Genomic DNA, 25,279 nt, shown 5'->3' with positions numbered 1-25,279 from the left:
ATCAGCGCGTTTCCCAGTAGCCGGGGGCGTTGTAGATGCCTTTCAGGTAATCGATGAAGAAACGCACCTTGGCCGGCAGGTAGCGCTGCTGCGGATACACCGCCTGGATGTCGTAGGCCGGCAGCGCGTACTCGTCGAGTACCGTGACCAGCTCGCCGCGCTTGAGCTCGGCCTGGATTTCCCAGGTCGAGCGCCAGCCGATGCCCAGGCCTTGCTTGACCCAGTCGAACAGCAGTTCGCCGTCGTTGCAGTCGAGATTGCCGGATACGCGGATCGCCACCTGCTTGCCGTCGCGCAGGAAGGTCCAGCCACGCTGCTGGCCGCCCTGCAGATTGAAGGCCAGGCAGTTGTGCCGCGTCAGGTCTTCCAGCACCCGCGGCACGCCCTGGCGATCGAAATAGTACGGCGCGCCACAGACCACGCGGCGATTGGGGTACAGCTTGACCGCCACGTAGTTGGGGTCGGTGACCTCGCCGATGCGGATGCCCATGTCGTAACCGTGGCGCACCAGATCGACCACGCTGTCGGTGAAGTTGAACGACAGCTGCAGGTCCGGGTAGCGCGCCTGGAATGCCGGCGCGTGCGGGCCGATATGCCGGCGACCGAACGCTGCCGGCGCCGACACCACCAGATGCCCACGTACCGAGTTGCGATCATGGCTGATGCTGGCGTCCACCTCGTCGAAGTCCCTCAGTAACCCGCGTGCACGCTCCAGGTACTGCTCGCCCAGATCGGTCAGCGACAGGCCGCGGGTCGAGCGGTGCATGAGCTTCACGCCCAGATGACGCTCCAGCGCATCCAGCCGCCGGCCCATCACCACCGGCGTGACGTTTTCCTTGTGCGCAGCGGCGGCGAAGCTGCCGCAGTCGGCGACCAGCACAAAGCTGCGCAAGCTCGTATATCGATCCATTCGATACTCCTGATATCGACAGAACTGAAGTCTCGGCCAATTCCGCCATGGAATCCAGGCCGGCATGCTTGGGCCACCTACAAAAACTATCGGATCCCTCGAGGAGGAAGAACCATGGCCCGCATGAGAGCAATCGATGCCGCCGTCGCGGTACTGCGCAAGGAGGGCATCGACACCGCCTTCGGCATTCCCGGCGCGGCGATCAACCCGCTGTATTCCGCACTGCGTGCCGATGGCGGCATCCGCCACATTCTTGCCCGCCACGTCGAGGGCGCCTCGCACATGGCCGAGGGCTACACCCGCACCAAGGCCGGCAACATCGGCGTGTGCATCGGCACCTCCGGCCCGGCCGGCACCGACATGATCACCGGCCTCTACTCGGCCTGGGCCGATTCCATCCCGATTCTCTGCATCACCGGCCAGGCGCCGCGTGCCCGCCTTTACAAGGAAGACTTCCAGGCCGTGGACATCGAGTCCATCGCCAAGCCGGTGACCAAGTGGGCGGTGACCGTGCGTGAGCCGGCGCTGGTGCCGCGCGTGTTCCAGCAGGCCTTCCACGTGATGCGCTCGGGCCGTCCGGGTCCGGTGCTGATCGACCTGCCGTTCGACGTGCAGATGGCCGAGATCGAGTTCGACGTCGATACCTACGAGCCGCTTTCCGTCTACAAGCCGGCGGCCACCCGCAAGCAGATCGAGAAAGCCATCGACATGCTCTGCGCCGCCGAGCGCCCGCTGATCGTCGCCGGTGGCGGCATCTATAACGCCGGTGCCGAAGCGCTGCTGGTGGAGTTCGCCGAGACCGTCGGCGTGCCGGTGATCCCGACGCTGATGGGCTGGGGCTCGATTCCCGACGATCACCCGCTGATGGCCGGCATGTGCGGCCTGCAGACCAGCCACCGCTACGGCAACGCGAACATGCTGGCGTCCGACTTCGTGCTCGGCATCGGCAACCGCTGGGCCAACCGCCACACCGGCTCGGTCGAGGTCTACACCAAGGGCCGCAAGTTCGTCCACGTGGACATCGAGCCGACCCAGATTGGCCGGGTGTTCTCGCCGGACTACGGCATCACCTCCGATGCCGGCGCCGCGCTGAAGCTGTTTGTCGAGGTCGCCAAGGAGCGCAAGGCCGCCGGCCAGTTGCCGGATCGCAGCAGCTGGGCTGCCGACTGCCATGAGCGCAAGCGCACGATGCTGCGCAAGACCCACTTCGACAGCGTGCCGATGAAGCCGCAGCGCGTATACCAGTGCATGAACAACGCGTTCGGCAAGGATGCCTGCTACGTCAGCACCATCGGCCTGTCGCAGATCGCCGCCGCGCAGTTCCTGCACGTCTACAAGCCGCGCCACTGGATCAACTGCGGCCAGGCCGGCCCGCTCGGCTGGACCATTCCGGCGGCGCTTGGCGTGGTCGCCGCGGACCCGACCCGCAAGGTGGTGGCGCTCTCGGGTGACTACGACTTCCAGTTCATGATCGAGGAGCTGGCCGTGGGTGCGCAGTTCAAGCTGCCGTACATCCACATCCTGGTGAACAACGCCTACCTCGGGCTGATTCGCCAGGCGCAGCGCGGCTTCGAGATGGATTACTGCGTGCAGCTGGGCTTCGAGAACATCAATGCCGACCAGAGCGGCATGGAAGGCTACGGCGTCGACCACGTCGCGGTGGTCGAGGGCCTGGGCTGCAAGGCGATCCGCGTGTTCAAGCAGGAAGACCTGCGCCCGGCCATCGAACAGGCCCAGGCCTGGATGGCCGAGCATCAGGTGCCGGTGGTGATCGAGGTGATCCTCGAGCGGGTGACCAACATCGCCATGGGCACCGAGATCGACGCCATCAACGAGTTCGAGCCGCTGGCCGAAGGCCGGGAAGATGCGCCGACGGCGGTTGGGTTGCTGGATTGATTGGCAACCGCGTGGAAGACGCTTCGCGGTCTTCCACCCTACGAATGGTTACGTAGGGTGGATATCGCGAAGCATATCCACCGCAAACGCAACACCCAGGGTGGCCACCACGCCACCGCAATGCAGAACCGAATGTGATCCCTACAGATCAGGAGAAAACCATGCCCCGCTTTGCCGCCAACCTGTCGATGCTGTTCACCGAACAGGACTTTCTCGACCGCTTCGAGGCCGCCGCCAAGGCCGGTTTTTCCGGCGTCGAGTACCTGTTCCCCTACGATTATGCGGCCGATGAGATCAAGGCCCGGCTGGAGGCCAACGACCTGACCCAGGTGTTGTTCAACCTGCCGGCCGGCGACTGGGCCGGTGGCGAGCGCGGTATCGCCATCCTGCCGGAGCGGGTCGAGGAGTTCCGCGCCGGCGTCGATCAGGCCATCGCCTACGCCAAGGTGCTGGGCAATACCCAGGTCAACTGCCTGGCCGGTATCGCGCCGAAGAATGCCGACCTCGGCAAGCTGGAAATCACCCTCATCGAGAACCTGCGCTACGCCGCCGAGAAGCTCGAAGAGGCCGGTATCCGCCTGGTGATGGAGATGATCAACACCCGCGACATCCCGCGTTTCTTCCTCAACAACACCTCGCAGGCGCTGGAGATTCGCGACAAGGTCGGCCACCCCAACCTGTTCCTGCAGTACGACATCTATCACATGCAGATCATGGAAGGTGACCTGGCCCGGACCATGGAAAGCAACCTGGCGGCGATCAACCACGTACAGCTGGCCGACAACCCCGGCCGCAACGAGCCGGGCACCGGCGAGATCAACTACCGCTTCCTGTTCGAACACCTGGACCGCATCGGCTACCAGGGCTGGGTGGGCTGCGAGTACAAGCCGGCCACCACCACCGAAGCCGGCCTCGGCTGGATGAAAGCGCATAACGCGATCTGACCCGAACGAATTGAAGGAGAACTCTCATGGCTAAAATCGGATTCATCGGCACCGGCATCATGGGTCTGCCCATGGCACTAAACCTGCAGAAAGCCGGTCACGACATCTTCGTTTCCACTCACCACGACGCCGCTCCGGCCGCGCTGGTCGAAGGCGGCGCCGTCGCCCTGGCCAACCCGAAGGAAGTCGCCCAGGAAGCCGAGTTCGTCATCGTCATGGTGCCGGACACCCCGCATGTCGAGGACGTGCTGTTCCGCGAGAACGGCGTGGCCGAAGGCGTCGGCGCCGGCAAGGTGGTGATCGACATGAGCTCGATCTCGCCGACCGCCACCAAGCAGTTCGCCGAGAAGATCAAGGCCACCGGCGCCGCCTACCTCGACGCCCCGGTCTCCGGCGGTGAAGTAGGCGCCAAGGCGGCCACCCTGTCGATCATGGTCGGCGGCTGCCCGAATGCCTTCGAGCGCGCCCTGCCGCTGTTCCAGGCGATGGGCAAGAACATCACCCGCGTCGGCGGCAACGGCGACGGCCAGACCGCCAAGGTGGCCAACCAGATCATCGTCGCGCTGAACATCCAGGCGGTGGCCGAGGCGCTGCTGTTCGCTGCCAAGAACGGCGCCGACCCAGCCAAGGTGCGCGAAGCGCTGATGGGCGGTTTCGCCGGCTCGAAGATTCTCGAAGTGCACGGCGAGCGCATGATCAAGGGCACCTTCGACCCGGGCTTCCGCATCAGCCTGCACCAGAAGGACCTCAACCTGGCGCTCAACGGCGCGCGTGAACTGGGTCTGAACCTGCCCAATACCGCCAACGCCCAGCAGGTGTTCAGCACCTGCGCGGCCATCGGCGGCAGCGGCTGGGACCACTCGGCGCTGATCAAGGGGCTGGAGCACATGGCCAACTTCTCGATCCGCAAGTAATCAAGCAGCTCCCGAGCCCGCTGCGTCGGGCCATGCGGTACCCACCTTCAGGACAGACAGAACCCCGGGTGGTGGGCCACCGCAGCGTCAGACGCAGCGGCGCTTCGAGAGTTGAACCACGGCGTCGCGGGGCCGGAATCACAGTGTCCCCCCACGACCTCACCTCGCGCCGCCGCGGTTCAACCGCCGTCTTCGGACGGCAACCCTTTCGATTCGCCCGGCAGAAGGAGTCACGGCCCGACCGCCGGGCGGGTCGATTCCAACCCTCAGTGCTTGCCTTATCGAGCCTTGAGGACTGGAATCGGCGCAGACCCAAATAAAAGGAGCCCGCATATGCCCATCGCCCCGCACACCCTGCTGCGCCAGCTGTTCGACAGTGCCATCGACGCCGCCCATCCGCGCCAGGTGCTGGCCGATCAACTGCCGGAGGATCGCAGCGGCCGCGCCATCGTCATCGGCGCCGGCAAGGCCGCCGCGGCCATGGCCGAAGCCATCGAACAGGTCTGGGAAGGCGAGATTTCCGGACTGGTGGTGACCCGCTACGAGCACGGAGCCAACTGCCGCAAGATCGAGGTGGTGGAAGCCGCGCACCCGGTGCCGGACGACGCCGGCGAGCGCGTCGCCCGTCGCGTGCTGGAGCTGGTCAGCAATCTCGAGGAAAGCGACCGGGTGATCTTCCTGCTCTCCGGCGGCGGCTCCTCGCTGCTGGCGCTGCCGGCCGAAGGCATCTCGCTGGCCGACAAGCAGGCGATCAACAAGGCGCTGCTGCGCTCCGGCGCGCACATCGGCGAGATGAACTGCGTGCGCAAGCACCTCTCGGCGATCAAGGGCGGCCGCCTGGCCAAGGCCTGCTGGCCGGCCAGCGTGTACACCTACGCGATCTCCGATGTACCGGGCGACGAGGCGACGGTGATCGCCTCCGGGCCGACCGTGGCCGACCCGACCACCTCGGCGCAGGCGCTGGAAATCCTCGCGCGTTACCACATCGAGGTGCCGGCCCACGTGCGCGCCTGGCTCGAAGACCCGCGTTCGGAGACGCTCAAGCCGGGCGATCCGCTGCTCTCGCGCAGCCACTTCCAGCTGATCGCCACGCCGCAGCAGTCGCTCGACGCCGCCGCCGAAGTGGCCCGCGCCGCCGGTATCACCCCGCTGATCCTCGGCGACCTGGAGGGCGAAGCGCGCGAGGTGGCCAAAGTCCACGCCGGCATCGCCCGCCAGGTGGTGCTGCATGGTCAGCCGATCGCCGCGCCCTGCGTGATCCTCTCGGGGGGAGAAACCACGGTGACCGTGCGCGGCAACGGCCGTGGCGGGCGCAACGCGGAGTTCCTGCTCGGCCTGACCGAAGCGCTGCAGGGCCTGCCGAACGTCTACGCGCTGGCCGGCGACACCGACGGCATCGACGGCTCGGAAGACAACGCCGGCGCGCTGATGACCCCGGACAGCTTCGCCCGTGCCGGGGCCCTCGGCCTGCGCGCCGCCGACGCGCTGGCCAGCAACGACGGCTACGGCTACTTCGCCGCGCTGGACAGCCTGATCGTCACCGGGCCGACGCGCACCAACGTCAACGATTTCCGCGCCATCCTCATTCTGCCGCCCACTGCCTAGCGGCCCACAGGGAGTATCCGCTCATGACGCCCGACAAGAAGGTCAAGATTCTCGCCACCCTCGGCCCCGCCACGCGCAGCATCGACGACGTGCGCGCGCTGGTCGACGCCGGCGTGAACCTGTTCCGTCTGAATTTCAGCCACGGCGAGCATGCCGACCACGCCGAGCGTTTTCACTGGATTCGCCAGGTCGAGCGCGAGCAGAACCAGGCCATCGGCATCCTCATGGACCTGCAGGGACCGAAGCTGCGCGTCGGCCGCTTCGCCGCCGGCCGCGTGCAACTCGAGCGCGGGCAGAAATTCCGTCTGGACCTGGACGAGACGCCGGGCGACCAGCACCGCGTGATGCTGCCGCACCCGGAGATCATCGCCGCGCTGGAACCCGGCATGACGCTGCTGATCGACGACGGCCGCCTGCGCCTGACCGTACTGTCCAAGCACAACGACGTCATCGAGACCCGCGTGATGGCCGGCGGCGAGCTGTCCGACCGCAAGGGCGTCAATGTGCCGGAGGCGGTGCTGGAACTCTCGCCGCTGACCGCCAAGGACCGCCGCGACCTGGCCTTCGGCCTGGAGCTGGGCGTGGACTGGGTGGCGCTGTCGTTCGTGCAGCGCCCGCAGGACATCCACGAGGCGCGCGAGCTGATCGGCGAACGCGCCTTCCTCATGGCCAAGATCGAGAAACCCTCGGCGGTGCAGCATCTGCGCGAGATTGCCCGGCTGTCGGACGCCATCATGGTGGCGCGCGGCGACCTCGGCGTGGAGGTGCCGGCCGAGAATGTGCCGCGCATCCAGAAGAACATCGTGCGCATCTGCCGCCAGCTCGGCCGCCCGGTGGTGGTGGCCACGCAGATGCTCGAATCCATGCGCTTCGCCCCGGCGCCGACCCGCGCGGAAGTCACCGACGTCGCCCACGCGGTGGCCGAAGGCGCCGACGCGCTGATGCTCTCGGCCGAGACCGCCTCCGGCGACTACCCGCTGGAAGCGGCGAGCATGATGAGCAAGATCATCCGCCAGGTGGAGAGCGGCCCGGACTACTCGGCGCAGCTCGACGTGCACCGGCCGAGCGCCGAGGCCACGCTGTCGGATGCGATCAGCTGCGCGATCCGCCGCATCAGCGGCATCCTGCCGATCGCGGTGCTGGTCAACTACACCGAATCCGGCGCCTCCAGCCTGCGCGCCTCGCGCGAGCGGCCGGCGACGCCGATCCTCAGCCTGACGCCGAACCTGGCCACGGCGCGCAAGCTGACCGTCGCCTGGGGTGTCTACTCGCTGGTCGAGGCGCCGCTGCGCGACATGGAGCAGGTCTGCGCGCAGGCGCTGGAGCTGGCCCGCGCCCGTGGCATGGCCGGCAGCGGCGATACCGTGCTGATCACCGCCGGCGTACCGCTGGGCAAGCCGGGTACCACCAATTCGCTGCGCATCGAAATGCTCGCCTGAGCGCCTGTCTGAACGCGGCGCAGCGCGTCGGCCTGGGGGCCGGCGCCGCTGCGCTGTAGCATGCACGCCCGCACCAGTCCCCCGTCAGGCTTCCAATGCTCCGCCTCCCGCGTCATGTCAGCGCCGTGCTCAACGGCTTCAGCCAGATCTTCTTGCAGGCCCATCCGCTCTGCGGGCTGCTGATCGCGCTCGCCATCGCCCTGCATGCGCCGCTGCTGCTGGCCGGCGCGCTGGCCGGGGCGCTCGCCGGTACGTTCGGCGCTGCCGCGCTGGGGCGTCAACGGGCCGATATCGACTGCGGGCTGTACGGCTACAACAGTGCGCTGCTGGGCCTGCTGATCGTGCTGCAACTGGGGCTTTCGGCGTTTTCGCTGGGGTTGATCGTGCTCGCCACGCTGGTCATCGACCTGTTGCAGACGCGCCTGCTCGCCGGCCTGCGCGAGCGCCGGTGGCTGCCCGGTTTCACCCTGCCCTTCGTGCTGTTCGGCTGGCTCGCGCTGGCGCTGCTGCCAGGGGCGACCGTCGCACCAGCGCCGACGCTGCCACTCGATGCGCAGGCACTGGCGTTCGGCATCGCTGCCGGCATCGGCCAGGTGATCTTCCTCGACCAGCCGCTGGCAGGGTTGCTGGTGCTGGTAGCGGTCTGGCTGGCCGACCGACGCGCCGCGCGCTGGATGTTGGCCGGTTCTGCCGCGGGTCTGGGCATCGGCCTGCTGCTCGGCGGTGCGCACGATGCGATCGTCGCGGGTCTGGCCGGTTACAACCCGGCGCTGGCCGCGCTGGCGGTGAGCCAGGTGCAGCGCTCGGCCTGGGCGCCGTTGCTGGCGATTATCGCCGCCGTGCTGGCGCGGCTGGCTTTCGAGCGGTTGGGCCTGCCGCCGCTGACGATGCCGTTCATCCTCGCCTGCTGGCTGGTGGCGCTGGCGTCGCGGCGGTTTCGCCCGCAACCCGGGAACGCCTAGCCTCAGCCACCGGTTGCACACGGGTTCTGGTCCTGCGGGTAGTGGCGCTCTTCTTCCAGCTGGCCATCGCGCCCGTGGATTTGCACCGTCGCCGTGCGCAGCTTCAGGTAGTCGCGGGTCTGCTCGAGCGCCGCGTCGCGACTGGCGGTCTCGATCAGCACGCGTGGGTCGCCTTCTTCGCGCAGCAGCCAGCGATTGCCTTCCAGGGTGATGTGGTAGGTCTCCATGTCGGTCTCCCCGCAGTGGTGGTGGGCTCTTTTCATAGGGCACATGCGGGGCGCGATGGTTCGTTCCAGGGTTATCTCGACCCTAATGGTGATTAAAACCCTCTAACGCCGGGGTTTTTTGTACCTCTCAGGCATTGCGGACCTTGATTTCAGTCAATTCCAGAGCTGGAACGATTGTTGAAAGACCCTCGGTAGAACGTCGCGCCTTTGCCTGGGCAACGGACGCGGCGACTTTCCCACCAGAGGAGTATTCGATGCTTTGCGCTGAACAAATTGCCCTGATCAAAGCCACCGTGCCGCTACTGGAAAGCGGCGGTGAGGCGCTGACCACGCATTTCTACAACCTGATGCTGAGCGAGCACCCAGAGGTGCGCCCGCTGTTCAACCAGGCCCACCAGGCCAGCGGCGATCAGCCGCGCGCACTGGCCAACGGCGTGCTGATGTATGCCCGCCACATCGACCGGCTCGACGCGCTCGGCCCGCTGGTCGGCCAGATCATCAACAAACATGTGGCGCTGCAGGTGCAGCCCGAGCATTACCCGATCGTCGGTGGCTGCCTGCTGCGCGCCATCCGCGAGGTCCTCGGCGAGGAGATCGCCACCGATGCGGTGATCGACGCCTGGGCCGCCGCCTATCAGCAGCTGGCCGACATCCTCATCGGCAACGAGGAACAGCTCTACCAGGCCAAGGCCGAGGCACCCGGCGGCTGGCGTGGCGCGCGGCGCTTTCGCATCGCCCGCAAGGTCGCCGAGAGCGAAGAAATCAGCTCGTTCCACCTGCAGCCCGAGGACGGCGGACCGCTGCTGGACTTCCTGCCCGGCCAGTACATCGGCCTGCGCCTGCAGATCGAGGGCGAGGAAGTGCGCCGCAACTACTCGCTGTCGGCGGCCAGCAACGGCCGCGAGTACCGCATCAGCGTCAAGCGCGAGCCCGGCGGCGTCGTCTCCTACGCCCTGCATGCGCTGGACGAAGGCGCGGTGGTGGAGCTGTTCGCCCCGGCTGGCGACTTCACCCTGCAACCCGGCGACAAGCCGTTGGTACTGATCAGCGGTGGCGTCGGCATCACCCCGACGCTGGCCATGCTCGAACAGGCACTGGCCACCGCGCGCCCGGTGCACTTCATCCACTGCGCGCGCAACGCCGGCGTGCATGCGTTCCGGCGCACGGTGGACACCCTGGCCGAGCGCCATGCGCAACTGCGGCGCTTCTACTGCTACGACGAACACGAAGGCGAAGCCGCCGCGCCCGACGCCGTCGGCCTGCTCACCGAGGACCGGCTGGCCGCGTGGCTGCCGGAGGATCGCGACGTGGACGCCTACTTCCTCGGCCCCAAGCCCTTCATGGCGGCGGTCAAGCGCCAGCTGAAGTCGCTCGGCGTACCGGAGCGGCAGACCCGCTACGAGTTCTTCGGCCCGGCCAGCGCCCTCGAATGAACCCACCGAGCCCGCGCCCGCGCGGGCTCCCTCTCCTGCCTTGACGGAGGTGAACCATGTTTCAACGCAACTGGGACCCGCAACACCTGCTCCATCTGGCCAGCGCGCTGATGCTCGGCGGCGTATTGCTCCTGCTGCTGGGCGTCAGCGGCGCCTATCTGTTCGATCAGTGGTTGCGCCTGCCGCTGGTGGTCGCCTGCCACGCGCTGGTGATCCTCGGCCCCATTGCACTGAAGATCGGCTACGTCATACGCCTGCTGGCCCAGCGCCAACTCGCCCTGGCGGCCTGACGCGGCAAGTTTCAGAGAACCTTTAAGTGCAACTACCGTTTCGCTGTAATTGCACGGCGCCATACGCACGAGCGATATAGGGAAAACCATTCGTCCGCCGTCGCTGAAACAATGAAACTTCCATCGCAGCCCGGTCCTCTGAAACCATGAAGGCTGATGAATCTCTCTCATTGGCCGTTTCCAAAGTCTCTATCCAACTGAGGAGAAAAAGACATGGCAAATAACAACCCGGGCAACTTCGCCAACGATCGAGAGAAAGCATCCGAAGCCGGCCGCAAAGGCGGCCACAACAGCGGCGGCAACTTCGCCAACGACCGCGAGAAGGCCTCCGAGGCAGGCCGCAAGGGTGGCCAGAACAGCCACGGCGGTGGCCGCAGCAGCTGACAAAGCGGCCGACACCTGTAGTAAAAAGGCAAGAGCTTCGGCTCTTGCCTTTTTTATTAGCCGCAATTAACCACTGCGAACTTTCAGTATTTTATTGATGGCACTCGAATATTATTCCGCCAACAGCTCTACTCATTGAATTCACAACTTTCCGACAGGACAAAAACCCGACAGCCAGATTTACCGTATATCGGTCCATTAATTAGCGCTTTTGTTTTCCCCGCCGGCAGCGTTCTTGCCAGATGCTGTTCGGAGCGGCAAGGTGCATGGCACCGCAGCCAGGAACGCCACCGTGAACAACCCCGCCATCATCCAGAGTCTGCTGGACACCGACTTCTACAAACTGACGATGATGCAGGCCGTGCTGCATCACTACCCCAACGCCGAGGTGGAGTGGGCATTCCGCTGCCGCTCGGAAGAAGACCTCAGCCCCTACCTGAGCGCGGTACGCGAGCAGATCGAGGCGCTTGCCGAGCTAGCAATGAACGCCGAAGAACTGGCCTTCCTCGAACGCATCCCCTACATGCAGCCAGACTTCATCCGCTTTCTCGGCCTGTTTCGCTTCGACCTGCGTTACGTGCGCCTGGAAGTCGAAGCGGGCGAACTGGTGATCCACCTGCGCGGCCCGTGGCTGCACGTCATCCTCTTCGAGGTGCCGCTGCTGGCGATCATCAGCGAGGTGCGCAATCGGGCCCGCTACCCGCACGTGGGGCCGGAGCAGGCGCTCGAGCGGCTGGACGCCAAGTGCGCCTGGCTGCGCGAGCAAGCCACGCTCGAGGAACTGGCCGCTTTCAAGCTGGCGGATTTTGGCACCCGTCGGCGCTTTTCCTATGCAGTGCAGGCCGCGGTGGTCGAGCGCCTCGCGCAGTCGTTCCCCGGCGACTTCGTCGGCACCAGCAACGTGCACCTGGCGCGCACGCTCGATCTGCGCCCGATGGGCACGATGGCGCACGAGTGGATCATGGCGCACCAGCAGCTCGGCCCGCGGCTGATCGACAGCCAGCGCGCCGCGCTGGACTGCTGGGTTCGGGAATACCGTGGCGCGCTGGGGATCGCGCTGACCGACTGCATCACCATGGATGCCTTCCTACGCGACTTCGATCTGTACTTCGCCAAGCTGTTCGACGGCCTGCGCCATGACTCGGGCGACCCGCTGATCTGGGCGGAGAAAGCCATCGCCCATTACCACCGCCTGGGCATCGACCCGCGCAGCCGCCAGTTGGTGTTTTCCGACGGTCTGGACTTTCCCCGCGCGCTGACGATCCTGCGGGCGCTGGCCGGGCGCTGCCGGCCGAGCTTCGGCATCGGCACCGGGCTGACCTGCGACATCGCCGGCGTGGAGCCGACCAACATGGTGATCAAGATGACGGCGTGCAACGGCCAACCGGTGGCGAAGATTTCCGACTCGCCCGGCAAGACCCTGTGCCGCGACCCGGCGTTCGTCAGCTACCTGCGACATGTCTTCGCGGTAGCCGACAGCCCGGTCGCCAAAACCGCGGACTAGCGCTCCAGCACCGCCGTCACGGGCTGGACCATCGTGTATTCAGCGTGGCCGTGCAGGCGGTTGCGGCCGGAGGACTTGGCCTGGTACATGCGCTGGTCGGCAAGCTCCAGCAGCTGGCGGTAGTCCTCGGCGACATCCGCCAGGCGCTCGGAAAGACCGATGCTGGCGGTCAATGGCTGGCCATCCGGGCGCACGCCCAGACCGTTACCGGCCAGCCGGGCGAGCGCCCGGTGCGCCTGCTGCAGATCGGTGTCCGGCATGATCAGCAGGAACTCCTCGCCGCCCCAGCGCACCAGGCTGTCGGAGCCACGCAGGGTCGCCACCAGGCTGCGCGCCGCATCGCGCAGGACGGCATCGCCGGCCTCGTGGCCGTAGTTGTCGTTGATCGCCTTGAAGTGATCCAGATCGATGAAGGCCAGCGCCAGCGGGCTGCCGGCGCGCTGCGCCGAGTCCCACTGCAGGCGCAGGATTTCCTCGCCGCTGCCGCGCGAGAAGATGCCGGTCAGCGGATCACGGATGGCCTGGCGCACCAGCGCGATCATGAAGGCCAGCTGGCTCATGCCGGCCAGGCTGGCAACACCGGCGATCAGGATCAGCAGCCAGAACGCACCGGCGAAGGACGGCCAGTTCAGCGTGGCCCAGCTGAGATAGCCGGCCAACGCCTGCGCCATCAGCAACAGCATGCCGAGCACCAGGCTTTCCACCAGGGTCAACGGGAAGATCGTCAGCCCCGCCATCAGCACGAACGGCAGGAATGCGTAACCGGCACCGACCACCGCCGAGAACTGCGCCAGCTGGTAGGAGCCCAGCAGCGTATGCGAGGCGATGTAGAACACCGTCGGGATGGCGAAGAGGATCGCGATGGCCCGGTAGGCGTCGAACAGGTTGCCGCTCGGCCGGTAGAACAGCAGCAGCCAGGTGAATGCCAGACAGGCCAGCAGGCGAAAACCTGCCAACCGCGCCCACAGCGGCGTGTCGAAGACCAGCAGATCGATGATGCTCCACAACGGCGTGAGCACGGCGAAGAGAAAGGCGAACAGCCGCACGCGGTCGACGATCATCATCGCGCGGCGCTGGCAGAGCAGCATGGGATGACCGACCGGCGTCAACAGATGGCGCAGCTCACTGCTTTTCAGCTCGCTGGGCAGCAGCGTGGTCAGGCGTGAGCGAAGCAAATCGATCAGTGCAGTCATTGTTGTTCTATCCACGGCAGGGAACACGCGTTCAGCCCCGGCCATTGCCGCACCCTGTGAAATCCCTGGGTTGCGCATGATGGCTTCCGGCCAGCAGCGCGATCCTAGCGGAGCGGGAAATCGATTCATTGAGCCAGGGCAAGAACCCGCGGGGTTTCTTGCACCTGTCGCGCCGTCCGTCTTTCGGGCGACAGCCGGTCCCGACGAATCGCCCTTTGGTGCGCTGTCGCCGCCGGTCCGCCCTGGCTAGCTTGAACGGGCGCCCGAGCGCGCAGCAGAACAACAACAAGAAGGGAGACACCCGATGCATCCGACGACAAGACCGCTGGCCGCCCTGCTGCTGGCCATCCTTGCCGGCAGCGCGGCAGCCGCCGACGGCCCGTTCAGCCAGTTCATCAACTTCGGCGACTCGCTCAGCGATGCCGGCAACTTCCCCGACGTCGGCAGCCCGCTGCTGGGCGTCAATCCGACCGGCGGCTTGCGCTTCACCAACCGCACCGGTCCGACCTATGGCGACAACAACGTCGAGTACGGCGGCCAAGTCGCCACCCAGCTGCTGGCCGAGCGCCTGGGGCTGACTTCGCTGCCCTCCACGCCGCTGCTGCCGCAACTGCTGACCGGCAACCCGGACGGCACCAACTACGCCGTCGGCGGCTACCGTACCGACCAGATTCTCGATTCCATCACCGGCACCTCGACGGTAGCTACCGGCAGCCTGAGCCGCTCGCGCCCCGGCTATCTGGCTGATAACCCGCAGGCCGACCCGGACGCGCTGTACTACCTCAACGGCGGCGCCAACGACATCTTCCAGCTCTCCAGCCGGCCGATCACCATGGCCGCCGCGGCGGGCGATCTGGTGGCCGGCGTCAGTGCGCTGGCCGAAGCCGGTGCGCGTTACATCATCGTCTCCGACCTGCCCGACGTCGGCAGCACCCCGCTCGGCACCCTGACCGGCAACAGCGCCCAGCTCAATGCCCTCAGCGACCAGTACAACGCCGAGCTCGAGGCACAGCTACGCGGCTCCGGTGCCAACTACGTGCTGCTCAACAGCCGTCTGTTGCTTGAAGAGGTACGCGCGGACCTGGCGCAATTCGGCTTTGCCGCCGACGTCAACCAGAACGCCGTGTGCTTCTCCGGCGACAGCTGCCTGGCCGACCCGATCTATGGTCGCAGCGGCAGCGCCCCCGACCCGGACCGCCTGCTGTTCAACGATGCCGTGCACCCGACCACCGCGCTGCATCGCATCAGCGCCGACTACCTGTATTCGATCGTCGCGGCGCCCTGGGAGATCTCGCGCCTGCCGGAGATAGGTCAGGCGGCACTGCGCGCGCAGCTGCAACAGCTCGATCAGGAGCTGATGGCCCAGCGTGGCCGCTGGCAGCCCGTCGGCGAATGGCGCATCCAGGCCGGCGGCGGCTATCGCAGCCCGGATTTCGACGGCTACGGCAGTGGCGACGGCGACAGCCAGTCGCTGTCGCTGAGCCTGTCCCGCCGACTGAGCGAGCAATGGCTGGCCGGCCTCAGCCTGGCGGTCGGAGAGAACGATGTCAGCCTCGGCGCTGGCGAATCTGACTACGACATGCGCAGCTACCTGGCGACCGTCTTTGCCCGTTACGAGCAGGATCGCCTGTTCGCCGATTTCACCCTCAGCGGCGGTCACCTGGACTACCACGACCTGGAACGGCGCTTCGCGCTGGGCATCAGCGAGCGCGTCGAGAAGGGCTCCACCGACGGACAGCTCTGGGCGATCGGCAGCAAAGTCGGCTTCAACCTGATGCAGCCACAGGATGCGATGCAATTCGGCCCCTTCATCGGGGCGAACTACCAGCGCGTGGAAGTGGATGGCTATAGCGAGCGCGGCGAGCGCTCCACCGCGATGACCTTTGCCGATCAGGAGCGCGACTCGCTGCGCTTGTCGCTGGGCCTGTTCGGCGACCTGGCCCTGAGCGAACGCACCCGCCTGTACGGCGAAGTGGCTCGTGAAGTGGAGCGTGAAGACGATGACCCGGAAGACCTGCGCATGTCGCTCAACAGCGTGCCCGGTAACAGCTTCGAGCTACCCGGCGCGGTGCCGACGGGCGATCAAACGCGCTTCAGTGTCGGCTTGGCGCATCAGTTGGCCGCTGATCTGGCGCTGCGGGCCAACTACCACTATCGCGGCAACGACAACCGCGATCATGGCCTGAATCTGTCGATCAGCTGGGATCTGTAAGCCGTTCGGGGCAACCCGTGCGGTTGCCCCTGCTTGACGTCAGCGCGCGTCGAGCTGGCCCTGCAGGTTGGCGATCTGGCTCTGCAATGTGGTGATGTTGCGCGTGACCTGGGCCCGGAAGGCGTCGAATTCAGCCGTGTTGGAACTCGCCGCCGGACGGTTCTCCAGTTCGCTGCGCAACACCAGCAGGTCCTGTTCGAGGCGGCTGATCGCCTGACTCGGATTGCCGCGTTGCTGCAGAGCGGCAACGTCCTTGCCCAGCGCATCGACGCGACTACGCAGCTGGTCCTGCGCACCCAGCGCCGTTTTCAGCGAGGCCTGTTCGCTGCCCAGGGTCTTGAGATCCGCGACCAGCGTCGCGCCCGTCTGTTGCTGGGCGCGCAGCTCGCCATCGAGCCCGTCGAGGCGCTTGCCCTGCTCCTGCAGGCGCTGATCCTGATTGCCCTGCTTGCCGGCCAGGCTCTGCTGCTCGGTGGCGAATGCCTGCTGCTTGCGGGTCAGCTCGATCACCTGTTGTTCGAGCTGCTTGATGCGCAGCTTCACTGCCTCGCTTTCAGTGGTGACGTTGGATTCGGTCGCCACGACCTTGCCGGAAATGTCGCGCAGGCGGCCCGCGGCGTCTTCGCTGATCCGCGCGAAGCTGTCCTGGGTGGCCACCAGCTGCATCTCCAGCGCCGCCATGCGCTGGAAGCTCCACCAGACGAACGCGCCGAGGCAAACCGCGAGCACCACCACCAGCACCCACAGCGGCGCGGTACTGCCCGCGCGACGCTTCTGCCGCGCGCGCCCGGTTTCGCCACGCTCGACGGCAGGCTTGTGGAGCGGCTCCAGATCCGGCGCCGGATAAGGCTCTTCGCGATCCCGGGCCGCAGAGAGGCTGGGGATATGGTCCAGTTCGTCGTGAGCATCGTTGCGCATGGGATACCTTTCAGGATGGCGCGAAGCAAAAAAAACAGCGCGCAGTATAACGATTCGGCCATGCCACAGCAGGCACGGCGGCGCGGTGGCACTGCACCGTCACGAGGCAGCGCGCACCGGCGCTGCGCACGGCTGCACGGGCCAGCCCCGACGGACGCGCCAAGCGTGGCGCTCGCCAACAGCCCGACCCGCACGGATCGCGCCTGCCGGTGCGGTCGCGCGGAAAAATGAGGATGAAACGGCAAGCTGGTACGCCGCTTGCTCATACCTTCCTGCCAGCGGATCGACGCCTGCCGACACGGATGTCGGACCCACAACTCCGGTCAGGCAAACGCCTTAGGCGAGTCCCGCTCGTTTCATTCGCCTGCCGGCCGCGCTACCGCCCGGATGCAAACGGCATGAACCAGCCGATGGTTGCGGTGGTTCTGCGACAGCCTGCCGGGCGCGCGCAATCTCACTCGGTCACCAGCCAGCGTCCGGCACAACGCAACAGGTGACGGGTCAGTTCATCCAACAGCGCGCCGCCGTTGCGCCAGTGATGCCAGTACAACGGCACATCGATGGGCGGGCCGGACAGCACATCGACCAGCTCGCCGCGCGCAAGTTCGCCGCGCACCTGCAACTGCGGCACCAGCCCCCAGCCAAGCCCGCTCTGCAGCATCCGCACGAAGCCTTCGGACGACGGACACAGATGGTGGATGAAGCCGTCCGAACCGCCGATGGAAGCCATGTAGCGATGCTGCAGGCGATCATCGGGGCCGAACACGATGGCCGGCGCGCGCGCCAGCGTCTCGGCGCTCGGCTGGCTGCCGAGGTAGCGCCGCTGGAATGCCGGGCTGGCCAGCGCGCGGTAACGCATCGCGCCCAGATACTGGCTGCGCGCACCGGCCAGCGGGCGCTCGGCCGCGCAGACACAGCCAGCCACCTCGCCGGCGCGCATGCGCTTGAGGCCGACCGCCTGGTCCTCCACGACATGATCGAGCAGCACCGCATGCTCGGTGCAAAACGGCGCGACGGCCTCGGCCCACCAGGTCGCCAGACTGTCGGCATTCAGCGCGATACGCAGTCGCTCGGGCAGACGATTCTCGTCCAGCGTCGGCACCTGGCCCTGCAGGTCACGCTCCAGCAGGCGCACCTGCTGCACATGGTTGAGCAGCCGCTGGCCCAGCTCGGTCGGCCGTGGCGGCACGCCGCGCAGCAGTACCGGCTGGCCGACCCGCGCTTCGAGCAGCTTGATGCGCTGCGACACCGCCGATTGCGAGAGGCCGAGCACTGCGGCAGCGCGCTCGAAGCCGGCCTGCTCGACCACCGCGGCCAGCGCGGCCAGCAGCTTGTAATCGAACATCTGTTTTCCTAATGAGGGTTAACGAAGATTCGTTTCTCTTATATTCCTCCCCGCCCCAGACTGCCAGCCTGGACTTCGACAAGGCGGCGAACATGGGAACCCTCTGGAGCAGTTACCTGAACGGGCTGGCGGTCACCGCCGGGCTGATCGTCGCCATCGGCGCGCAGAACGCCTTCGTTCTCGCACAGAGCCTGCGCCGTGAGCATCACCTGCCGGTCGCCGCGCTCTGCGTGCTCTGCGATGCGATCCTGATCAGCCTCGGTGTGTTCGGCCTGGCGGCGATCCTGGCGCAGAACCCAACGTTGCTGGCGATCACCCGCTGGGGCGGCGTGGCCTTCCTGCTGTGGTACGGCGTCGCGGCGCTGCGCCGTGCCGTGCGGCCGCAGGCACTGCAGCAACAGGGCAACGGCGAACGCCGCTCGCGGCGCGCGGTACTGCTCGCCGCGCTGGCGGTGACCCTGCTCAATCCGCATGTCTATCTCGACACGGTGTTGCTGATCGGCTCGCTCGGTGCGCAGCAGCCGGCGCCCGGCGCCTACACGCTGGGCGCGGCGAGCGCGTCGATGCTGTGGTTCCTCGCCCTTGCGCTGGGCGGCGCCTGGCTCGCGCCCTGGCTGGCACGCCCGCTGACCTGGCGACTGATCGATGTCGGCGTCGCTGCGATGATGTTCGCCGTCGCGCTGCAGCTGGCCGTACCCGACTGAGCGGCTCGTCGCGGTCGACGGCAAGGAACGACACCGTCGCAGCGGGGTCCACGCATGGCGACTTCCGCGCGGGCGCGCATCGTAAAGCTGCGCCGCAAGCGCCCGGAGCAGGTTTGCCCACACAGTTGCCGCGTGGTTTTGCCGCAGGGTGGGTGCTATGATCCGGCGTTCGCGGGTTGAGCTTCAGCCCGCCTGTCCGGCCGACCGTGAACGGCCAGAGTTCGCGCAAAGATCGTGGTGAGCGAAGGGAAAACAGCCGAGACGAGCAGGGTGCGTGCAGCATTCGCCTCTGTCCCCATCGCAGCTGCCCCCGCCCGCCGCATCATGTCCTCGACACCTGAGTAGGAGATACATCATGGCTTTCGAATTGCCGCCGCTGCCGTACGCTAAGAATGCTCTCGAGCCGCACATGTCCGCCGAAACCCTGGACTACCACCACGACAAGCACCACGCTGCCTACGTGACCAACCTGAACAACCTGGTCCCGGGCACCGAGTTCGAAGGCAAGGACCTGGAAAGCATCATCAAGTCCTCCTCGGGCGGTATCTTCAACAACGCCGCTCAGGTCTGGAACCACACCTTCTTCTGGAACTGCCTGGCGCCCAACGCCGGCGGCCAGCCGAGCGGCGCGCTGGCTGACGCCATCAATGCCTCCTTCGGCTCCTTCGACAAGTTCAAGGAAGAATTCACCAAGACCGCCATCGGCACCTTCGGCTCCGGCTGGGCCTGGCTGGTGAAGAAATCCGACGGCAGCCTGGGCCTGGCCAGCACCATCGGCGCCGGCAACCCCATGACCGCCGGGGACAAGCCGCTGCTGACCTGCGACGTGTGGGAGCACGCCTACTACATCGACTACCGCAACGCTCGTCCGAAGTTCGTCGAAGCGTTCTGGAACCTGGTCAACTGGGATTTCGTCGCGAAAAACTTCGCCGGCTGATCCAGCCGTTCCGGCTGTCCGTGCGCACCTGCATGCCGGACAGCCAGGCCAGTCCCCCGAAAATGCCCGCTTCGTCAGTTGCGGGCATTTTTCGTTCAAGCCCGGCAGAACCCGGCCGATGTGACGGGTAGCGCAAGCATCGCCCGGGCGTGTCGTGCACGCGGCGAGGCATGCCCGACCTTAGCGTCATAGTTCGATCACAAGGTTTTTTGACGACACCGCCATGACTATCAATACTTGCGCAACCAAGCACCGGCACGGAAAAGGGATCTTCTCTTGAAGCTGGAATTGCGCAACAGCCTGTCACGAAGACTCCTGCGAGTGGTTCTGCTGTCCGCACTGGCCGTGGGGCTGGTTCTCAGCTGTGCGCAGATCATCTTCGGAGCCTACAAGGCCCGTCATCTCATCGCAGACGATGCGCAACGCATCCTGCGCATGACCCGCGATCCCTCGACGCAGGCGATCTACAGCCTCGACCGAGAAATGGGCAGCCAGGTGATGGAAGGCCTGTTCCAGCACGAGTCCATCCGCGAAGCCTCGATCGGTCATGCCGGCGAGGAATTGCTGGCGCACAAGTCGCGCCCCCTGCTGACGCTGCCTTCACGCTGGCTGACCGATCCGATCCTCGGCCGCGACCAGCAGTTCTCCATTCCGCTGATCGGCCGCGAGCCCTACAACGAACACTATGGCGACCTGCGCATCACCCTCGACACCGCCCGCTATGGCCAGGAGTTCATCCGCGACTCGGTGGTGATCGCCGTCATCGGCGTCCTGCGCGCACTGACCCTCGGCCTCGTATTGTTCCTCATCTACGAATGGCTGCTGACGCGCCCGCTGACCAAGCTGATCGAGCACTTGGCGCGCATCAATCCCGACCGTCCCGGCGCGCACAAGCTGCCGCTGATCAAGGGCCACGAACGCAACGAACTGGGCCTCTGGGTCGAGACCGCCAACGGTCTGCTCGCCGCCATCGAACACAACATGCAGCTGCGTCAGCAGGCCGAGAACAGCCTGCAGCATATGACTCAGTACGACCCCCTGACCGGCCTGCCCAACCGCCAGCAGCTGCAGCGCCAGCTCGATCACATCCTCGAGGAAGCGCGTCGCCTGCAACGACGCGTCGCGGTGCTCTGCCTCGGGCTGGACGATTTCAAGGGCATCAACGAGCAGTTCAGCTATCGCACCGGTGACCGCCTGCTACTGGCGCTGGCCGACCGCCTGCGCTCGCTGGGCGGACGGCTGGACGCCCTGGCACGCTTGGGAGGCGATCAATTCGTCCTGGTCCTCTCGGGGATCGAGCAGCCCTACGAGGCCGCCGAGCTGGCGCAAACCCTGCTGGATGACCTGGAAACGCCGCTGGAAGTGGATGGCCAGCGTATCCGTCTGCACGGCACCATCGGCGTCACGCTGTACCCGGAAGACGGCGGCGATACCGAGAAGCTGCTGCAGAAGGCCGAGCAAACCATGACGCTGGCCAAGAACCGCTCGCGCAATCGCTACCAGTTCTACGTCGCCAGCATCGACAGCGAAATGCGCGCGCGTCGCGAGCTGGAGAAGGACCTCGGCGAGGCGCTGGCGCATGGCGAGTTCTTCCTCGTCTACCAGCCGCAGGTGGATTACCAGCAGAACTGCATCACCGGTGTCGAAGCGCTGCTGCGCTGGAAGCACCAGGGCAAGCTGGTGCCGCCCGACCTGTTCATTCCGGTGGCCGAGCAGAACGGCAGCATCATTCCGATCGGCGCCTGGGTACTCGACCAGGCCTGCCGCCAGCTGCAGGAATGGCGCGGGCTCGGCTTCACCGGCTTGCGCATGGCCGTCAACCTGTCGACCGTCCAGCTGCACCACAGCGGTCTGCCGCAGATGATCAGCGACCTGCTGCAGAGGCATCAGCTACCGGCCGAAACCCTGGAGCTGGAAGTCACCGAAACCGGGCTGATGGAAGATATCCAGGCGGCCCGGCACAACCTGCTGAGCCTGCGGCGATCCGGTGCGCTGATCGCCATCGACGACTTCGGCACCGGCTATTCCTCGCTCAGCTACCTCAAGAGCCTGCCGCTGGACAAGATCAAGATCGACAAGAGTTTCGTCCAGGACATCGGCCAGGACGAAGGCGCCACCATCGTTCGCGCAGTCATCCAGCTGGGCCGCAGCCTGGGCATGACGGTCATCGCCGAAGGCGTGGAGACGCCCGAGCAGGAAGCCTACCTGATCGCCGAGGGCTGCCAGGAAGGCCAGGGTTATTACTACAGCAAGCCGCTGCCGGCACGGGAAATGACCGCGCTCCTGCAGCAGTCCCGCCACTTCACCCGTACGCTCAGTTCGATCCAGCCGTAGCGCTGCAGTCGCTACCAGCTACTCACGCCCAACTGCAGGGCCAGCCACAGCGCACCGCCGAGGCAGGCCAGCGCGGCGGCCGCGGCCTGCCAGTAGAAGCGCCGGGCGAGCACCTCCTCGCCGTGGCTGGAGAGCACGAACGGTTGCGCCTGCTGCGGGCGCGTCAGGTGCGCGATCGCCGGCGCACTGCTCGCCGTGCGGTGGCGGTCTTGCGCCTCCAGCCCGGCCGCCAGCCTGACGCGATGCCACTCCTGCTCGTCGAGCCGGCCATCGCCGTCGCGGTCGAAACGCCGCAACAGGCCGGCAAAATCGCCTTTCCACTGGCGGATCACCTCCGCCTGCGCCCGCTGCTGATCAAGCCCCTGACGACCGCCCCCGAAGGTACGAAACTCGCCGATGGCATACAGCGGCTCGCCTGCGTGCAAGCGTTCCTCGACGTAGCGGTACTGCCGACCGCCGTTCAGCCAATCCAGCCAGCCGTGGGTCGGCAGCCCGCGCGGATGACGCTGATCGCCGGTCCAGACGCGGCGCCATGCTGGCAGTACTTCAGCGCCGCGCGGATCGATCAGGCACTCGCCGCTGGCGTCCGCCAGGCGCAGCCAGGCCTCACTGGTGCCGCGCTCAATCACCCGCCAGCTGCGGCGCTCACCGGTCCCGCCGTGTTCCTCGATGCGGTAGCGCCACCACAGGCACGGCTGACCGCTCAACGGTGCCGTCAGGGGGGCCGCGCCGCTCTCGCGCAGGACGCCGACCAGTTCCACATACCCCTGCGCGGCCGAGCGAATGCGCGAGGTCGGCGTGTCCTGCAGATGGCGAATCCGCGACCAGCGGCTCACCCATACCCAGCCGCCCGCCACGCACAACCCAGCGGCCGCGACGAAGGCGAGCAACGCAGCGAAGTCCATGCGGATCAGCCGAACAGGGCACGCAGATCGACATCGGCCTTCTGCGCCTCATCGAACTGCAGCAGCGCCGCCGGGCCAAAGGCGAAGGCACGCGCGAGCAGCACATCGGGAAACTGCTCGATGCGCACGTTGTTCAGATTGACGGCCTCGTTGTACAGCTCGCGCCGATCGGCGATACCGCTTTCCAGCCCGCTGATCCGCTGCTGCAGGTGACGAAAGCTCTCATCGGCCTTGAGCTGCGGATAGTTCTCGGCGAGCGCGAACAGCTGACCGAGACCGGCGCGCAGCCCTGTTTCCGCCGCGCCAAGCGCGGCGATATCGCCCTGCGCGCGAGCGTCGGCTACCGCGCCACGTGCACGGATCACCCGCTCGAGCGTGCTGCGCTCGTGCTGCATGTACTGCTTGCAGGCTTCAACCAGCTTGGGCAACTCCTCGTGGCGCTGGCGCAGCAGCACGTCGATGTTCGCCCAAGCCTTGCCGACCCCGTGCTTGAGGCGCACCAGGCCGTTGTAGAGGATCACCGCATAGGCGACGACGAGGAACGTCAGCACCGCCACAACCACGAGCGTCAGGTTCATCAGGTTTCTCCATGAAGGTCCGGCGATTCAAAAGTGCCAGCATTCTAGCGACCAGCGCCATTGCGAAGAGAGAGGCGGCGCACGCATTGCCTTTGCACAAAATGCAAATCTTTCGCATTATTAAAGGCCGTCACGGCGGTGCAGGCGTCGCCAGCCGGATCGATCATCGTTCGAACGCAAAAAGGAACCCGCTCATGCTACGCACCCCCACCTGGGCCACCGCGACCTTGCTGGCCGTTGCCGTCTCTCTTGCCGGCTGCGGCGAGGACCAGAAAACCGCCGAGCAGGCCGCCACTGCGCCGGCCACCAGCCAGGCCCAGCCCGCCGCGAGCGCCCCGAAACTGGACGAACAGGCTGCCAAAGCGGTGGTCAGCCACTACGCCGACCTCGCCCTGGCGGTGTTCAGCGACGCCCATGCCACCGGCGTCAAACTGCAGCAGGCCGTCGACGCGCTGCTCGCCAACCCCAGCGACGCGACGCTGCAGGCAGCCAAGGAAGCCTGGCTGGCGGCGCGCGTACCCTACATGCAGACCGAAGTGTTCCGCTTCGGCAACAGCGTGGTCGACGACTGGGAAGGCCAGCTCAACGCCTGGCCGCTGGACGAAGGCTTGATCGACTACGTGAAGGGCGATTATCAGCACGCCCTCGGCAACCCCGGCGCGACCGCCAACATCATCGCCAACCGCGAAGTGCAGGTCGGCGAAGACAAGCTCGACGTCAGCGAAATCACCGGTGAGAAACTGGCCAGCCTGAACGAATTGGCCGGTTCCGAAGCCAACGTCGCCACCGGCTACCATGCCATCGAATTCCTGCTCTGGGGCCAGGACCTCAACGGTAGCAACCCCGGCGCCGGGCAGCGCCCGGCCAGTGACTTCATCGCTGGCGACGGCTGCACTGGCGGCAACTGCGACCGCCGCCGCACCTACCTGAAGGCCGTCACCGATCTGCTGGTCAGCGATCTGGCCGAGATGGTCGGGCAGTGGCAGGCCGGCGTCGCCGACAACTACCGCGCGTCCCTCGAAGCCGAGCCCGCCCAGAACGGCGTACGCAAGATGCTGTTCGGCATGGGCAGCCTCTCGCTCGGCGAGCTGGCCGGCGAGCGCATGAAGGTGGCGCTGGAGGCCAACTCCACCGAAGACGAGCACGACTGCTTCAGCGACAACACCCACAACTCGCACTTCTACAACGCCAAGGGCATCCGCAACATCTACCTGGGCGAGTACCAGCGCGTGGATGGCAGCACCCTCAGCGGCGCGAGCCTGGCTTCGCTGGTGCAGGCGGTCGACCCGCAAGTCGACAGCACCTTGAAGACCGACCTGGAAACCACCGAAGCCAAGCTGCAAGTGCTGGTGCAGAGTGCCGCGGACGGCGAGGCCTTCGACCAGCTGATCGCCGCGGACAACAGCGCCGGCCAGGAGAAAGTTCGCGCGGCCATCGCCGCCCTGGTCAAGCAGACCGCCGCCATCGAGCAGGCTGCCGCCACGCTGGGGATCAGCGATCTCAACCCGGATACCGCCGACCACCAGTTCTGATCGGCGTAACGCGGGCACGGCATCAAGCCGTGTCCGCGCTCCCACCTCGGCGCCCATTCCGCAATCGCCGTCCACCCAAATGAAAATACCTCTTATTCGAAGGCTGCCGGACT

21 protein-coding genes and 1 pseudogene are annotated in these 25,279 nt (G+C 66.4%); 15 read left to right on the top strand and 7 right to left on the bottom strand.

Features of this window, described 5'->3' with window-relative positions:
- Position 1: 1 nt before the first annotated feature.
- On the bottom strand, positions 2-910 hold the full coding sequence (locus tag U8L64_RS03955; RefSeq protein ID WP_008567695.1) for a LysR family transcriptional regulator: 909 nt from the start codon (positions 908-910) through the stop codon (positions 2-4).
- 114 nt (positions 911-1,024) lie between these two features.
- Here U8L64_RS03955 and gcl point away from each other — a divergent pair, with 114 nt between their 5' ends.
- The 6 genes from gcl (at position 1,025) to U8L64_RS03925 (ending at position 8,670) form a co-directional block, all read left to right on the top strand.
- Positions 1,025-2,806, top strand: coding sequence for a glyoxylate carboligase (gcl, locus tag U8L64_RS03950; RefSeq protein ID WP_333394218.1), 1,782 nt, complete (start codon positions 1,025-1,027; stop codon positions 2,804-2,806).
- A gap of 161 nt (positions 2,807-2,967) precedes the next feature.
- On the top strand, positions 2,968-3,750 hold the full coding sequence (hyi, locus tag U8L64_RS03945) for a hydroxypyruvate isomerase (RefSeq protein WP_043297542.1): 783 nt from the start codon (positions 2,968-2,970) through the stop codon (positions 3,748-3,750).
- A gap of 26 nt (positions 3,751-3,776) precedes the next feature.
- A complete protein-coding gene (locus U8L64_RS03940) occupies positions 3,777-4,664 on the top strand; it encodes a 2-hydroxy-3-oxopropionate reductase (RefSeq protein ID WP_237265026.1) in 888 nt (295 codons plus the stop codon).
- A gap of 333 nt (positions 4,665-4,997) precedes the next feature.
- A complete protein-coding gene (locus U8L64_RS03935; protein ID WP_333394212.1) occupies positions 4,998-6,269 on the top strand; it encodes a glycerate kinase type-2 family protein in 1,272 nt (423 codons plus the stop codon).
- A gap of 23 nt (positions 6,270-6,292) precedes the next feature.
- Entirely contained in the window at positions 6,293-7,708 is a 1,416-nt protein-coding gene (gene pyk / locus U8L64_RS03930) for a pyruvate kinase (RefSeq protein ID WP_043297539.1), read from the top strand.
- Positions 7,709-7,803: 95 nt separating this feature from the next.
- Positions 7,804-8,670, top strand: coding sequence for an urea transporter (locus U8L64_RS03925; protein ID WP_333394209.1), 867 nt, complete (start codon positions 7,804-7,806; stop codon positions 8,668-8,670).
- A 2-nt stretch (positions 8,671-8,672) separates the two neighbouring features.
- Here U8L64_RS03925 and U8L64_RS03920 read toward each other — a convergent pair whose 3' ends face one another.
- The gene (locus U8L64_RS03920) at positions 8,673-8,897 is read right to left on the bottom strand and encodes a DUF2188 domain-containing protein (protein WP_043297537.1); all 225 of its coding nucleotides are present in this window, start codon (positions 8,895-8,897) and stop codon (positions 8,673-8,675) included.
- A 254-nt stretch (positions 8,898-9,151) separates the two neighbouring features.
- Here U8L64_RS03920 and hmpA point away from each other — a divergent pair, with 254 nt between their 5' ends.
- The 4 genes and pseudogenes from hmpA to pncB all read left to right on the top strand — a co-directional run bounded on the left by hmpA (position 9,152) and on the right by pncB (position 12,508).
- Positions 9,152-10,330, top strand: coding sequence for an NO-inducible flavohemoprotein (gene hmpA, locus U8L64_RS03915; RefSeq protein WP_333394205.1), 1,179 nt, complete (start codon positions 9,152-9,154; stop codon positions 10,328-10,330).
- 56 nt (positions 10,331-10,386) lie between these two features.
- A complete protein-coding gene (locus U8L64_RS03910) occupies positions 10,387-10,620 on the top strand; it encodes a hypothetical protein (protein ID WP_333394203.1) in 234 nt (77 codons plus the stop codon).
- Between the two features lie 231 nt (positions 10,621-10,851).
- A pseudogene (locus tag U8L64_RS03905) lies at positions 10,852-11,004 on the top strand (general stress protein); the annotation flags it as partial.
- A 292-nt stretch (positions 11,005-11,296) separates the two neighbouring features.
- Complete coding sequence (gene pncB / locus U8L64_RS03900) at positions 11,297-12,508, top strand: nicotinate phosphoribosyltransferase (RefSeq protein ID WP_333394200.1); 1,212 nt, start codon at positions 11,297-11,299, stop codon at positions 12,506-12,508.
- Here pncB and U8L64_RS03895 read toward each other — a convergent pair.
- The gene (locus U8L64_RS03895; RefSeq protein WP_156715210.1) at positions 12,505-13,701 is read right to left on the bottom strand and encodes a GGDEF domain-containing protein; all 1,197 of its coding nucleotides are present in this window, start codon (positions 13,699-13,701) and stop codon (positions 12,505-12,507) included. The two genes, pncB and U8L64_RS03895, sit on opposite strands and share 4 nt — an antisense overlap.
- A gap of 304 nt (positions 13,702-14,005) precedes the next feature.
- Here U8L64_RS03895 and U8L64_RS03890 point away from each other — a divergent pair, with 304 nt between their 5' ends.
- Complete coding sequence (locus U8L64_RS03890) at positions 14,006-15,913, top strand: autotransporter domain-containing protein (protein WP_333394196.1); 1,908 nt, start codon at positions 14,006-14,008, stop codon at positions 15,911-15,913.
- Positions 15,914-15,952: 39 nt separating this feature from the next.
- Here U8L64_RS03890 and U8L64_RS03885 read toward each other — a convergent pair whose 3' ends face one another.
- Together U8L64_RS03885 and U8L64_RS03880 are read right to left on the bottom strand one after the other, a co-directional pair.
- The gene (locus U8L64_RS03885; protein ID WP_234302718.1) at positions 15,953-16,831 is read right to left on the bottom strand and encodes an ATPase; all 879 of its coding nucleotides are present in this window, start codon (positions 16,829-16,831) and stop codon (positions 15,953-15,955) included.
- Between the two features lie 454 nt (positions 16,832-17,285).
- Entirely contained in the window at positions 17,286-18,176 is an 891-nt protein-coding gene (locus U8L64_RS03880) for a LysR family transcriptional regulator ArgP (protein ID WP_043297528.1), read from the bottom strand.
- Positions 18,177-18,268: 92 nt separating this feature from the next.
- Between U8L64_RS03880 and U8L64_RS03875 the strand changes: the two genes are divergently transcribed.
- The 3 genes from U8L64_RS03875 (at position 18,269) to U8L64_RS03865 (ending at position 22,151) form a co-directional block, all read left to right on the top strand.
- Entirely contained in the window at positions 18,269-18,880 is a 612-nt protein-coding gene (locus tag U8L64_RS03875) for a LysE/ArgO family amino acid transporter (RefSeq protein ID WP_155550195.1), read from the top strand.
- A 355-nt stretch (positions 18,881-19,235) separates the two neighbouring features.
- Positions 19,236-19,817 (top strand): superoxide dismutase, encoded by a 582-nt coding sequence (locus U8L64_RS03870; protein ID WP_008567714.1) that lies wholly within the window; start codon positions 19,236-19,238, stop codon positions 19,815-19,817.
- A 276-nt stretch (positions 19,818-20,093) separates the two neighbouring features.
- The gene (locus U8L64_RS03865; protein ID WP_234302719.1) at positions 20,094-22,151 is read left to right on the top strand and encodes a putative bifunctional diguanylate cyclase/phosphodiesterase; all 2,058 of its coding nucleotides are present in this window, start codon (positions 20,094-20,096) and stop codon (positions 22,149-22,151) included.
- Positions 22,152-22,162: 11 nt separating this feature from the next.
- Here the strand turns inward: U8L64_RS03865 and U8L64_RS03860 are convergent, their stop codons facing one another.
- Both U8L64_RS03860 and U8L64_RS03855 read right to left on the bottom strand, forming a co-directional pair.
- A complete protein-coding gene (locus U8L64_RS03860; protein WP_156715216.1) occupies positions 22,163-23,056 on the bottom strand; it encodes a GIDE domain-containing protein in 894 nt (297 codons plus the stop codon).
- Positions 23,057-23,061: 5 nt separating this feature from the next.
- Positions 23,062-23,634, bottom strand: a complete 573-nt coding sequence (locus U8L64_RS03855; protein ID WP_043297523.1) for a LemA family protein — start codon at positions 23,632-23,634, stop codon at positions 23,062-23,064.
- A 194-nt stretch (positions 23,635-23,828) separates the two neighbouring features.
- Here U8L64_RS03855 and U8L64_RS03850 point away from each other — a divergent pair, with 194 nt between their 5' ends.
- A complete protein-coding gene (locus U8L64_RS03850) occupies positions 23,829-25,166 on the top strand; it encodes an imelysin family protein (protein WP_138300315.1) in 1,338 nt (445 codons plus the stop codon).
- The last annotated feature ends 113 nt before the right edge of the window (positions 25,167-25,279 follow it).

The organism is Pseudomonas sp. FIP_A4, assembly GCF_036701605.1.
Classification (GTDB): domain Bacteria; phylum Pseudomonadota; class Gammaproteobacteria; order Pseudomonadales; family Pseudomonadaceae; genus Stutzerimonas; species Stutzerimonas phenolilytica.
This window is presented reverse-complemented; position numbering and strand designations above follow the sequence as displayed.